Here is a 13,266-nt window from a genome sequence, read left to right as displayed (position 1 = left end):
GTGCTGGGGTGTAGTGCCTAACAGCGCATCTAATCGATGTGTGCTCACTCTCAATATCGGAAATTAGGAAAGCAGAAAAAGTGACTCGTTCAGAAGTTATCCCAATGGTGCTCTTTGCAGCTATCGTTTTTTGTCTTGGCATGAACACTCCCCAGGCAGCAAATGAAATCATTGCGCGACTATTTAATCAATCAATCACAAATAGTGAGCTGCAGCCTTCTGAGGCAGACGTAGAGCGTTTCCAATCGATGTTAACGGATAAGTCTGAAAAGGAAGTACGCCACCTACTTGCCCAACGTGCTTTAGGTAGCAAGATCACTGAATCGGTTCTAGCTGACTTTGCACATAAAAATGAAATTACCCCTGAAGACAGTGAAATTCAATCAGCCTATTCTGTAATAAAGCTGTGGACTGTCGATTTAGACAATGCGGGTGAATACCCTGAAGAAGAGCTTGAGCGTTATCGCATGGCCTTAGCGCAAAGCATGGCTAAAAGCTGGAAAGTGTCTAAAGCGCTTTACGAAGCTTATGGCGGTGACGTTGTTTTTCAGCAAGATAACCCGCTTACTCCGGTTGGCGCATACCAGCAGCTTTTCGAGCAATACAGCGAGAAGGGTGAGTTTGTTATCTACGACCCAATATTTAAAGCGGCATTTTGGAGTTCGGTTCGCATGAAATATGCGAAGACTCAAGAGCCAGACAATATCGACTTTTCTTTTCCATGGTGGGAAAGAAGCATGAGCGCCTCTGAAGGCGGTAAAAGCAACTAAAAGACCCACCTTTTCATCATATGCTATGTGAAAAGGTGGATGCGTAGACTAATTGTCAAATTACTCATTAATCTACATAGCCATCTCACTCAGATGACTATTTAGTTTAAGTAGCTATCGACTTCACGCTCTGCTTCATCGCGATTTTTGCCGTATGCCTGCTGAACCTTACCAATTAATTCTTCTCTGCGACCATCAATTTTATCTAGGTCGTCGTCGGTAAGTTTGCCCCATTTCTGTTGCACTTTACCTTTCATTTCCTTCCAATTACCTTCGATACGATCACTGTTCATAATGTTTTCTCCTTGTCATAATGAATAAAAGCATTTGTTGGCCTTTGGAGTCGACCTGAGTTGCTTACTCAATAATATAGGTGCAATTCACAGTCCAATACGTAAGGTGCTGAAATTAATGACTATTATTAATATTGGATTACATGGCGGACTATAATTCGTGCAGTAATTACAAGCGCCTGAAAATTCTGCATGAACAGCGAGAGCTTGCTTACCCTGCTTTTAAACTATTTACAGACGCTTCGCTTAAACTATTAATAAACGCTTCGCTATCTTGCCGCTTTTCTATTTTATGCTGGTCTTCACTACGGCCTTTTTTCCAGTAGCTACTAATATAAAGCTGTTCGTGAGGCAGTTTTTTTTCGTCTTTCAGCCAGCGTCTTATATTTCGCATATCGCTGAATTCGCAAGCTATCCATACGGCAGGTAAGCCTTCGTGCCACGAAAGTGAAGCCACAGCTTCAGGCAAAGGTGCTTTTGCTTCCCATACAATTTCAACGTCGTCGGGTTTATGTATGTCGACGATATCACCCTCACTTTCAACAGTAATAACTGCATAGCCTTTCGTATTTTTAGGCAGCGCAGCGAGGTGATTCTTAATACTTGGTAAGGCGGTCATATCTCCTGCAAGTAAAATCCATTGGTAGGTGTCGCTTAATCCTTTACTGGTTCCTGGGCCTGCCAGCAGTATGGTATCGCCAGGTTTGGCTGAGCTTGCCCATGCTGATGCGGGACCCGTTGCGCCATTACTGGCGTGTAGCACCATATCAATAGTCATTTCAGGTATCGATGGATTAAAGCTATTTACCGTGTAAGTACGCATTGCAACTTGGCTTTTATCGACCACAGCGGTAAGCGGTTGGCCTTCAAGGTCAAACATCAACTTAACGTAAGCCCCTGGCGTTGTTGACGGAAATGTACGAAGCGCTTCGCCGCCTAAATGAATTCTTTGGATAGAAGGGGAAATACGGCTTGTTTTGGTTACTTCTGCAAGGCGCGGACTTGGTTTTGACATTATTGACTCCTCGATTTAATAATTAACATATTAATTGATAATGATTATCATTAACATGTGCAAAATACGGACAATAAAGCTAATTCAATTCGACTTTGTAGAAAGCGCTAAAAAAAGAAAATAAATAGAAAAAGAGAGGGAATAAAAACAAGAAAGGTAGAAAAGAAAAAGGGGCATAACGCCCCTTAAAAAAACACAATATAACTTGGAAAACACATACACACTACATAAAACCGAACACTCAACGACTTCATGTATAAGTAAGAGGGCAAAGTTTAAAAAAGGTTCCACATTTATTTAACTTTATTTCGCTAAACACATAAATAAGTCAATATTTTCTGAGGTGACATTCAAAAAGCAACGTGTTTAATGGGCTGCCGACCGCCTTATTTTATAAAGTGTGAGTAAAACGACGCATGAAATAAGTGCCATTAATATACTGGCTGCTGCAAATGGCAGTGCAATGTTAACTTGATAGAGTGTTGCAGCCAGTGGCGGGCCTACAATATATCCCATTGCCGTTGTTGCGGTAATTAAACCGGTAATTGATGATTGTTGCGACGGTGAGCAATAGGTTGTCGCTGCTGCAGCAAGAGACGGGTAGGCCATGCCCATACCCACGCCCATAATTGCCATGCCCAGATAAGAGACTGTAAAACTTTTCTGTAAAAACAGAACTAGGTAAGCCAAGGATAGCAGCGGTAATGCTATCGACATCATGCTTTCTTTGCTTATGCGAGCTCTTTGCACCACAGTAAACTGCACTGTGAGTGAGGTTACTGCGCTCATCATCATCGCAAAACCCACTAATCGTGCGGCTTCAACAGGGCTTTTAGCATAAAAATCGATAAAGAAGAAACCCATGGTTTGCTGCATCATTGCCATTGCTGCAAATACGCAAACGCAGCTAGCAACAAAAACATAGGGTAAACGTGTTGGGTTATCTTGTACCAAATTTTGCGATTGAGTCTGTTTTTCTGAAGATTGCGGCGGTAATACAGGTAGCTTAAAAACGACTAATATAAGTGCCAACATTGTTAAAATGACGATGCTATAAAGGGGAGCGAGCAATCCAAAGCCCACAAGCAGCCCCGCATAGGCAGGGCCTATAATTTGACCAACATTACTAGCCGAGGTGACTTTGCTTATAGCGCTTACACGCCCAGAGGCTGAGCTAATCGCCACCGCGTAGCCCACAGCAGATGGAGGCGTCGCTGACATAATAGTAGATTGCAGACTGCGGCTAATAAGCAGTGCTAAAAAAAGGTTAGTTCCGCTGATGAGGCCGGAAAAGCCTGCCATCCACGCACTTGCAAAAGCAAAGGTTCCTGCACTGTATCCTGCAAGTCCAACAATTAGGATGCGTTTAAACCCAGCTCGCCGCGCTATTTTGCTCCAAACATTGGTGCCAATAGCAAAGATCAGCGCCGAGCTAGACATTATTGTAGCGATATGAAATTCAGATAGATTAGCTTCTCGCCCCATTGACGGTAATGTAGCAAGCATAACGCTTTGCCCCACCGATGTAGCAAGGAGCGCACAAAACAGAACTCTGAATACGATTGCCGACGAGGGCTGTAACCTTGAAGAAGAGGGCAAAAGAGGGGATACCTAACAAAAATTCTACACCCTATTAGGGTATCACGAAGTCATGGTGTTACTTAATTTAGAGCAAAAAAATACCCGCCAAAGGCGGGCAAAAATCAGAGTTGTGTAAAGACCGGGATGGGTCTTGGTGGGGAGAGGCTAGTCGTCATGTGACAACTCATTGATAGTGTACGGGGTACATACCAACGTCCTCGCTATGGTTTCGCTGAAGTAACACACAGTCTTCAACGATACCAAATAAGTTACAATCCCTTGCTAGATACGACGTCAATGTCGATACTTTCGATGAGGGTACTGAGAAAAGTTATTTAAGTTCCGTATTAAATAGCCTTTTTGCATCCTGCTCAGTTTTATTGAGTTAATCCCAACTCAACCGCATCATCGATTAGTAGCATAACGGACATTCAGTGTCCTAAAGCGTGGTTCGGTTCAATCCATTTATCCGTGGTTGACACATTCCTTTTAATCGTGACAATTGTCTACCTACCAAACTCGCTCTTACGTAATATGGACTCTCCATTTCAAAAGCCTTCCTGGCTTCACATTACGCTCTTACCTTATCCGTTAGTATAATACATGCTTGAACTGTGCCATCTTTCTTTTCCTGCTTGAAAATTAATTATATTGTTGTTTTGTATAGGTTTTTTAGTTTATCTCGGTTTATTTGTTAATTTTCGAGTAAAACGCGATAATTACCGAGTGTAAAATTTTCTTAATGTTTGAAGTTTTTTACACGCACTTTAACCAATTAACACTCCTCGGCGATTACTTTTAAAACGCTGCCTATTTCAGTCATTATTTGACGACGTATTCCAAGAGCTAATTCAAAGCACTAGTTCAAAGTACTGGCTCAACACTTTATCCCGAAAGGCTATAAAGAAAAATTGAATCAATGATTTAATATAAGAATATCTTTATATGGAGGGTTGCCTATTTAAGGTGGCGCGTGAAGTGAGTGTTAAGTCCGGCGCTGAATCTATTAAAAGAATAAGTATTGGAGTCTTCATTTAAACGCGCAATAAGCCAAGGGCTAAAGCGGGCATTAAAAGCGCTTGGTTTAAAATGCGAGCGCTAGCTAGCACAATATCTAAGTATAAAATGGCAAAGCTCTAGGCAAACTTCATACTACGCCTCAAAAATATAGGTGTAAGACAGCGTTTTTCTCTCGATACATATCTTGATGTCGTCTTCGCTTAGCCCACTGTTTTGCAGTACTTGGCGGGCGATTGTTTTTGACGACATTGTGCTGTGCTCGTCTATAAGTGTAGCAAATGCTTTCGTGATGTAGCTTTGTAGCGCCATGGCGTTTCACCATTTGTGTTGAACAAATTTTAAACGTTTAGTTTTGTCAATTTGATCACACCAACCGAAGTACATCGATTCAACAAAGCACAGGCGAGCAAAAAAAGCCCAACAAAAAAATGCCAACAAAAAAGCCCAACCGAAAAGAAAGCAGAAGCCCACGTTCTTAACGGTTAGATCTTTTCATCACCAATACGTTTAATAAGGCAAATTATCAGTAGCGATAGCTAATCGATATCTGCCATTCGCGCCCAGGATTGGGTACCTTGTCACCAATGGCAACGTCAGACTGCATAACGCGATTTACCCCTGCCGTATGTGGTGCGTAAAACTTGTCAAACAGGTTGTTTATCTGAGCGGTTAGCTGAAAGTTTCTATGAGGCTGCCATCGGGAAGATATATGCAATAAGCCATAGCCTGGTGTGCTGTCCTCGTTTTGTAATGACGAGGTGTGGCTCTGTCTTCCTACTAGCTCAGAGGTAACACTCATTGTCACTGGTGTTGTCAACACCGAGGTCTGCCAATCTATGGTGGTTAAAAGGCGTTCAGGGGCTATACGAAATAGGGCATCATCAATATCGTCTCGATTACCGTGTTGTATACTCAATACCGAATTTAGTGAAACCGTGTCCGAAAGCTGTCCGTTAACAGTCACATCGGCCCCCGTTATCACTGCGTCAGTGTTGCTCCACATAAAAGGGGCACGACCAGACATCATGGTGGAAAACATGTTTGCGGCCATGTTTGAGGAGGGCGAACCGGCAATATAATTTTCTATGTCTTGGTAAAACAGACGGGGTGAGATTTGCCACGATGCCATGGTGTAATCGATGCCTATCTCAAATTGCCGTGCAGTTTCGTTTTCTAACTCAAGATTGCCAATGTAGTTAAATCCATCCGCAAGCCCGCCAGTAATGCCAAGTGGAAGCCAGGTAAAACGCTCAAAAAACGTGGGCGCTCTATTTTTTTGCGACGCACCTAGCACTATGTCGGTTTTATCATTTAAGTGATAAAAAACAGAGGCCGCAGCGTCAACCATATTATAAGTTTTGCTCCGCGGCCCATCATTGAAACTTTGCGCTAAGGAAGCAACAGCCTCGTTCATCATAGTTAGGCTCGAGGCTGCTGCATCTGCATCTAGGTTAACTCTGCTGTAACGCAGGCCAATTAGCGTAGAAAATGTTTTTGATGAATAATCCCATTCGGCGAATGCACTGGTGGTACTGCGGGTGCTGCTACTAAAATTATCAATAAAGAACATAGGGTTGTTAGGGTTAGAAATCACAGAGTTATTACGCCCCTTATGAAGGTTTACTCCCAACCGCAGTTCACCGTCTATCCATGGCGTAACAAAAGTAGTATCGAGCCCTTGCGCCACTGCGTCGGTTGTATTTAAGCGAGCCATGTTGGCCATCATCAGTGGCCGCTGAGAAAAGTTGTCCATAATGTGCTGATTACTGTTTCCAAACACATTAACGGTAAGGTAAGTGTTGGTATCTGCGTTGTAGCGATAACCTAGGCGATACCATGCGGCATCGATAAACGTAATGTCCATAGCGAGGGCGGGTGTGCCGCTTTCATTAGTATTCAGCCACTGATAGCTCGCGTCAAATTGATGTTGCCCAATTTGATGTCCTATGCGCAACTTACCGCCATTTCGTTGATAGTTACTGTTGGGTATTGCTTCTCCGTTACCAGACTCACGCTCTGACCGCTGTTGATGCATAAAGGTGCCGCTGAAGAAACTGTCCTGTGTGGCATAAAAAGCATTTCCTTGATACTGCTGAGCAGAGCCAGGCCCCATTGCGCTTGCGCTGATATTGCCTTGAAATCCATCGGCGATAGAAAACAGCGCATCAGCTGGCGATGCTATATTTACTTGGCCTCCGAGTGTTTGTACTCCTGCACTCACCGGCACAATGCCGCGATACAAGGTAGCAATTAACCCTGGCTCAGGCAGTACGTGGGAAAGAGGCGAGTCCATTGCATTAGGGCCTGCTCCAACAATGTTGACACCATCAACCGATATTCCCACCCTGTCGCCAAACAAGCCTCGATACTGAATGAGTGCAGTAACGGGGCCGTTGCGGGCTATCGATAAACCCGGAAGGGTGCTGAGTTGGTCGCCAAAATCTGCATCCATATTAGTTTGCGGTGTAATTGACTCACTTTTCTGAGAGCGTAATGGCGAGCCGATGACGGTAATGATTTCGGTGGATGCTGATGTTGATGCCGGTGCTATTACCGACTTCGATGCCATTGCCGATGCGGGAGCGCTCTTTTCTGGAGAAAGCGCACTGTTTTTATCAAGGCTGCGGTGGAGGTTTTCGTTAGCGGCGTAGCTTGAGTACGACAAGCCGATGCTCGCCACAGCGAGCGCAATTGCAGATAATTTCATAATACTTCCAAATATTAAATAGAGATGATGCTGCTTGGAATCTACAGACTCTGTGTCAGCAATTTTTTACTAAATGGTGTTATGAAATAGGTGGTGCGCGGCTTAGTGCAGCCGAGTAGGCAAAGGCAGTGTAAGGCTGCTGTTTGAGTCGAGTTTCAAGCGCCTTGTAGCGAATAAAAAGGGCGTCGATAGCATAGTGTGAAACACCGCTATCACTTGATGGAAGGTCTGCCAGTGTACCGTTTGTACAATCGATAGGTTGCGAGTGATCAAGGGTGTCGAGAGTATTCAGTGTATCTGAAAGTGCTGGGAAGTCGGGGGAGTCAAGATTGACATAAACAAATTCGCCTTTCAGTTGAGTTTGACTCACCGAAATGTAGCGCATGTTCTTGCCGGTACAAATTAGCTCTATGTCTTCGCTTACAAGAAGCTGTGCCTGTTGCATTGAAAATGCAGCAAGACCCAGTGCCAATGCATTTTGCATTAGCAATGATAAGCACAACAGCGTGGTAAGCGTAAAACGAATAATGATCTCGTCTCCCCAAATGTTTCAGTTATCCTAGCGCTTTTTACGGGAAGCCGTCTACAGGCAAATGATAAAACTGAGTTAGGGCTGGTTTAAAAGGTAGGATTAAAACAAAAGATTAAGAGAAAGCTCCTTTTATTTTGATATTTGCCTTTTGGAGTTTCCGGTAGAGTGTTCTCACGCTTACGTTTAAGGCTTCAGCGAGTTCTTCTACACTGCCAGTATAATTACGACAAACCTGTTTTAGATAATCTGCTTCAGCGTGCTCAAGCGTCATAATATTTTCTTTTAAGAATGCGTCTGAGTTTGCGGCAGTAAGTGTAGTAGATGTGCTGTTATATGAACCGTTCACTGCACGGTTAAATGTATTATCGGAGCTGTTATTCACAGCGCTATCAGTAGCACTATCAGTAGCTTCGTCAAAAATAGATTCAGGCAGGTCGTGCTCACGAATTGTTGTTTCATTAGCAAGCAGCGCTGCCTGCTCAATTATATTTTTTAACTCTCTAATATTGCCAGGAAAGGAATAAGTAGAAAGGCGGTTTAACACCGTTTTGTGAAGGCGTTTTTTCTCTGCTAGCGCCGATAAAATATGCGTAGCTAACATTGGAATGTCGCTAGGACGCTCTCGCAGGGCCGGCAGCTGAATGGGAAACCCTGCTATTCGGTAATAAAGATCTTGTCTAAATTCGCCACGCTGAACCATCGCTTTTATGTTTTTGTGAGACGCACAAACAAGTCTAAAGTTCGCTTTTTTTACAGTCGTGCTGCCCACCGGGCGGTAGGTTTGAGTTTCGAATAAGCGCAGTAATTTCACCTGCATGGCTAATGGTACGTCACCAATTTCATCAAAAAACAATGTGCCGCCCTCAGCGGCCTCAACCAGCCCTTTTTTACTTGAAAACGCACCAGTGAAAGCGCCTTTTTCGTAACCAAAGAGCTCGCTTTCAAATAACGCATCAGACAGCCCTGTGCATTCAATCACAACAAAAGGCTTGTTGGCACGGTAACTTGCAGAGTGCAAAGCCTGTGATACAAGCTCTTTTCCCGCCCCAGTTTCACCTTGTAAAAGTACACAAATGTCTGATTTAGCCGCACGATTAATTTTATTCAGCATGGCTTTAAACGCCTCAGACTCACCAATCATTTTACCGGGGGACGGGCTATTCGACGCAAATGTCAGCTTATCCAATACTTCCAGGTAGCCTAATAGTTCCCCCGCGCTACCGAATATTGGCCGCATAAGAATGTCGCAATAGCTTTGGCCTTCATTAGTGGCGTGAATATGCACCGCATTCGCTGCCCTGCCTGTTTTTTTACTTTCCTGCATTGGGCAGGTTTCACCGCATTCATTACATGGTTTGTTGTTTCGATGAGACACGTGATAGCAAGTGCTGAAACCTAACTTTATATCAACAGGGTAGGTGTCCCGATACGGTTTATTGACGGCTTCAATAACGTAGTTAGGGCTAATAAAAATAGCAGGCTTATCAATGGCGTTAATCATGGCTTGAATAATAGATATATTCATATCGCACTCACAAAATACATTAGCTAATCCTAATTTATTATTCCAAATACTATCACGTTGGCACGTTGCTTGTTTATCAAACGCAGAACCTTTGCTGTTAAGACAGCCTTTTCACCGCTGAAATACGTTGAAATAGTGCGAAAACACTGAGGAATTAAACAAACAATCAACACCTAAGGTTGGCAAGATGAATCCCTACTCATTTGACAATATCGCGACAAGTATAAGTACTAGCAAAAAAACGCCTCTACGCAAAGGGCTTGTGGTCATCAGTGCCTTCGCTTGCACCGTAGCCATACTGGCCTCAGGGGCGGCAAATGCAACACAGAAACCGGCTTCACCAGATCATTTAGAAGACATCCGCATGGAAGCCAGAGGCCATGCAAAAGCCCTCGGCGGCGCGCTAAAAGTAAGGCTGCAGCAAGCGATTAAACGCGGTGGCTTAGAGGCAGGCGTCGCAGAGTGTAAACTGGTGGCAGAGCCCATAGCACAGTCGTTAAGTAACGAGGGTTGGACAGTAGGTAGAACCGCATTAAAAGTACGAAACCCTAATAATACAGCAGATGAATGGGAACAAACTCAACTAGCTCACTTTGCTGAGCAGCTATCACAAAACCTGCCAGGCCCTTTAGAAGCGATGCATGTGGATGAGCAGACAGGAGAAGTGCGATATATGAAGGCTATTCAAACTGGCCAAGTATGCACAGCGTGCCATGGCAATAATATCGCGCCTGACGTTTACCGTACCATCAAAGAAGCATACCCCAACGACGAGGCCACCGGATTTGATGTTGGAAGTTTAAGAGGTGCCTTTTCTCTTACCTATTTGCCACCTAAGCCACAGGCAGATTAGCTACCCACATTTATACTCAAGACATGTCAAATTTGTCATTTAATTGTCAAATTTGACATTTTTTATCTCGTCAGTCCTTTGCGTTAGATCAAAACCCTGCCTCTTCCTCCATGCAATAATTTTTATCACGGTAAATCAGTTTGCTCGTTGCTTTTACAGCAGGGGAGCTTTGCTGCTAGCTGTTACATGCATTAAGCCAATTACTTTAACCAACGCCAGATGCGAGCTGCGCATCTAAGATACAAGGGAGATAACCCATGAGCGATACGTTAATAGAACTATCGCGGTGGCAATTTGCGTTAACCGCAATGTTCCACTTTATATTTGTACCCCTAACCCTGGGGCTTAGCTTTTTGCTGGCCATTATGGAGTCGGTCTATGTCATGACCGGTAAAGAAATATACAAACAAATGACTCAGTTTTGGGGCAAGTTGTTTGGTATCAATTTCGCTATTGGCGTGGCGACAGGCCTTACCATGGAATTCCAGTTTGGAATGAATTGGTCATATTACTCCCATTACGTGGGTGATATTTTTGGTGCTCCCCTTGCCATCGAAGGATTAATGGCGTTTTTTCTAGAGTCGACCTTTGTAGGTCTCTTTTTCTTTGGTTGGGACAAAATGTCTAAGGTTAAACACCTTATGGCAACGTGGCTGGTAGCCATTGGCTCAAATTTCTCTGCACTGTGGATCCTCATTGCTAACGGCTGGATGCAGTATCCAGTAGGTGCAGAGTTTAACTTTGAAGCAATGCGCATGGAAATGACGAGCTTCGCTGAAGTTATTTTCAACCCTGTGGCGCAAGTTAAGTTTGTGCATACGGTTTCAGCAGGATACGTCACCGGCGCTATCTTTGTGTTAGCTATATCTAGCTATTACTTGCTTAATCACAAGCATATTGCGTTTGCCCGTCGTTCGTTTGCTATTGCGGCAAGCTTTGGCTTAGCAGCAACCCTATCGGTCATCGTATTAGGTGACGAAAGCGGGTATGAACTTGGCGATGTGCAAAAAGTAAAACTTGCGGCGGTTGAAGCCGAGTATGAGACGCACCCAGCGCCTGCTCCCTTTACTGTGTTTGGATTGCCTAACGACGAAAAGCAAGAGACCGAATATGCAATTCAAATCCCGTGGGCTATGGGCATTATTGCCACTCGCTCTCTCACTGAAGAAGTCACAGGGATAAAGGATCTCAAAGAACAAAATCGAGCGCGCATTTTGGAAGGCATCAAAGCGTATGAATTGCTTGATAGCGTGCGAAGCGGCACGGCAACAGAGCAAGAACTCGCCACGTTTGAAGCGCACAAAGACAGTTTAGGCTATGCCATGCTGCTAGAGCCTTACGCTAACGATGTTACCAACCCGTCTGACTTAGCGTTGCAACAAGCGGTGGACTACAGTATTCCGCCCGTCGCTCCGCTGTTCTGGAGTTTCCGATTGATGGTGGCGTCTGGCTTTATCATGTTGGCGCTGTTTATCTGTGCCTTTTACTACAGCACAAAACACCGGATTACTCAGCCCCGCTGGCTGTTGAAAGCGTCTTTGTTTAGCTTGCCTCTACCTTGGGTAGCCAGTGAAGCAGGGTGGTTTGTGGCCGAATATGGGCGTCAGCCGTGGTCAATTGCAGAAATATTACCCGTGCATGCCTCTGTATCTAATCTTGCTGTCAGTGATGTTGTAACCACTATGGTTGCCTACACCGCGTTTTATACTGTCATGTTTATTATCGCATTTTACCTAATGAAAAAGTTTGCCAAAAAAGGGCCAGTACCACCTGAAGAAACGCAGAGTGAATCTGAACTCGAGTTAATTGATATCGACAATGAAGGAGCAAAAGCATGATTGATTACGAGATGCTTCGCGTAGTGTGGTGGTGCTTAGTGGGCGTGTTGCTTATTGGCTTTGCGGTTACCGATGGTTTCGATTTAGGCGTGGGTGCGCTACTCACCCTCATCGGTAAAAACGATAAAGAGCGCCGCGTTATGATTAACACCATAGGCCCTCATTGGGATGGCAATCAGGTGTGGTTTATCACTGCAGGTGGCGCTATTTTTGCCGCTTGGCCCATGATTTACGCAACGGCCTTTTCGGGCTTTTACTTAGCCCTCGCGCTCACATTGATTGCGCTGTGGATGCGTCCTATTGGGTTTGATTACCGCAGTAAGTTACCTAACCCTCAATGGCGTAAAGCCTGGGATTGGGCATTGTTTGCAGGTGGCGTTATCCCTTCACTTATCTTCGGTGTCGCCTTTGGAAACCTGTTGTTAGGTGTGCCTTTTGAGATGGACAACACCTTGCGTTCAACTTACACAGGGTCTTTCTTTGGTTTGCTTACGCCTTTTGCACTTGTGGCTGGCCTATTGTCAGTAGCCATACTGCTGAATCACGGCGCTACGTGGCTGCAAATGAAAACCGATGGGTTTATCGCGGTTCGTGCCCGCGCCGTCTCTATTGTGTTGAGTTTAGTTGGGGTTGTGCTGTTCGTTCTTGCGGGTATTTGGGTGGCGTTCTTAGACGGCTTCGTTATTACCTCGGCAGTGGATACGATAGCCACGTCAAACCCGCTGAAAAAAGAAGTAGCAGTGGAAGCTGGAGCCTGGTTAAACAACTACCGCGATTATCCGCTAACCATTATTGCTCCTGTGTTAGGTACTGTTGCTGGTCTTGCTTGTGCGTTTTTCTCTAAAAGAGGTAACGGTGGGATGGCTTTCGTATCGAGTGCGCTTTTCATTGCAGGGGTTATTTTAACCGCGGGAATGTCCATGTTTCCATTTCTAATGCCTAGTATCACCATGCCGAATGCAAGCCTGACCGTTTGGGATGCTACCTCAAGTCATCTTACATTAAACGTGATGTTTATCGTTGCATGCATCTTTGTACCCATTGTGCTGAGTTACACGGCGTATAGCTTTTATGTCATGCGCGGTCGCATTAAAAACGACGACCTAGACCAATCTCATACTATTTATTAAGG

The 13,266-nt window shown here is 44.5% G+C and carries 11 protein-coding genes; 4 read left to right on the top strand and 7 right to left on the bottom strand.

Annotated features, from left to right (window positions below; translation table 11 throughout):
* Positions 1 to 38: 38 nt before the first annotated feature.
* Positions 39 to 770, top strand: coding sequence for a SurA N-terminal domain-containing protein (locus JV36_RS0114265; protein ID WP_268746597.1), 732 nt, complete (start codon positions 39 to 41; stop codon positions 768 to 770).
* A gap of 101 nt (positions 771 to 871) precedes the next feature.
* Here the strand turns inward: JV36_RS0114265 and JV36_RS0114260 are convergent, their stop codons facing one another.
* From JV36_RS0114260 to JV36_RS0114235, 7 genes are all read right to left on the bottom strand, one after another.
* Positions 872 to 1,063, bottom strand: a complete 192-nt coding sequence (locus JV36_RS0114260) for a CsbD family protein (protein ID WP_032097668.1) — start codon at positions 1,061 to 1,063, stop codon at positions 872 to 874.
* Positions 1,064 to 1,274: 211 nt separating this feature from the next.
* On the bottom strand, positions 1,275 to 2,078 hold the full coding sequence (locus JV36_RS0114255) for a siderophore-interacting protein (RefSeq protein WP_032097669.1): 804 nt from the start codon (positions 2,076 to 2,078) through the stop codon (positions 1,275 to 1,277).
* 366 nt (positions 2,079 to 2,444) lie between these two features.
* Complete coding sequence (locus tag JV36_RS0114250) at positions 2,445 to 3,677, bottom strand: MFS transporter (protein ID WP_268746596.1); 1,233 nt, start codon at positions 3,675 to 3,677, stop codon at positions 2,445 to 2,447.
* 1,134 nt (positions 3,678 to 4,811) lie between these two features.
* Complete coding sequence (locus JV36_RS19720; RefSeq protein WP_160173378.1) at positions 4,812 to 4,988, bottom strand: hypothetical protein; 177 nt, start codon at positions 4,986 to 4,988, stop codon at positions 4,812 to 4,814.
* 214 nt (positions 4,989 to 5,202) lie between these two features.
* The gene (locus tag JV36_RS0114245; RefSeq protein WP_235207852.1) at positions 5,203 to 7,386 is read right to left on the bottom strand and encodes a TonB-dependent receptor; all 2,184 of its coding nucleotides are present in this window, start codon (positions 7,384 to 7,386) and stop codon (positions 5,203 to 5,205) included.
* A 79-nt stretch (positions 7,387 to 7,465) separates the two neighbouring features.
* Positions 7,466 to 7,870: a hypothetical protein gene (locus JV36_RS0114240; protein ID WP_235207851.1), complete on the bottom strand. Its 405-nt coding sequence runs from the start codon at positions 7,868 to 7,870 to the stop codon at positions 7,466 to 7,468.
* Between the two features lie 160 nt (positions 7,871 to 8,030).
* Complete coding sequence (locus JV36_RS0114235) at positions 8,031 to 9,419, bottom strand: sigma-54 interaction domain-containing protein (protein ID WP_032097776.1); 1,389 nt, start codon at positions 9,417 to 9,419, stop codon at positions 8,031 to 8,033.
* Positions 9,420 to 9,630: 211 nt separating this feature from the next.
* Here JV36_RS0114235 and JV36_RS0114230 point away from each other — a divergent pair, with 211 nt between their 5' ends.
* The 3 genes from JV36_RS0114230 to cydB all read left to right on the top strand — a co-directional run bounded on the left by JV36_RS0114230 (position 9,631) and on the right by cydB (position 13,264).
* Positions 9,631 to 10,296 (top strand): Tll0287-like domain-containing protein, encoded by a 666-nt coding sequence (locus tag JV36_RS0114230; protein WP_052010358.1) that lies wholly within the window; start codon positions 9,631 to 9,633, stop codon positions 10,294 to 10,296.
* A 257-nt stretch (positions 10,297 to 10,553) separates the two neighbouring features.
* Positions 10,554 to 12,134, top strand: coding sequence for a cytochrome ubiquinol oxidase subunit I (locus JV36_RS0114225; RefSeq protein ID WP_032097671.1), 1,581 nt, complete (start codon positions 10,554 to 10,556; stop codon positions 12,132 to 12,134).
* The gene (gene cydB / locus JV36_RS0114220; protein ID WP_032097672.1) at positions 12,131 to 13,264 is read left to right on the top strand and encodes a cytochrome d ubiquinol oxidase subunit II; all 1,134 of its coding nucleotides are present in this window, start codon (positions 12,131 to 12,133) and stop codon (positions 13,262 to 13,264) included. The genes JV36_RS0114225 and cydB overlap by 4 nt, the downstream gene beginning before the upstream one ends.
* Positions 13,265 to 13,266 lie beyond the last annotated feature (2 nt).

Source organism: Alteromonas sp. LOR (assembly GCF_000753865.1).
Lineage (GTDB): Bacteria > Pseudomonadota > Gammaproteobacteria > Enterobacterales > Alteromonadaceae > Alteromonas.
Note: the sequence above shows the minus strand (reverse complement) of the source record. Positions and strands in the feature narration are given on the sequence as shown.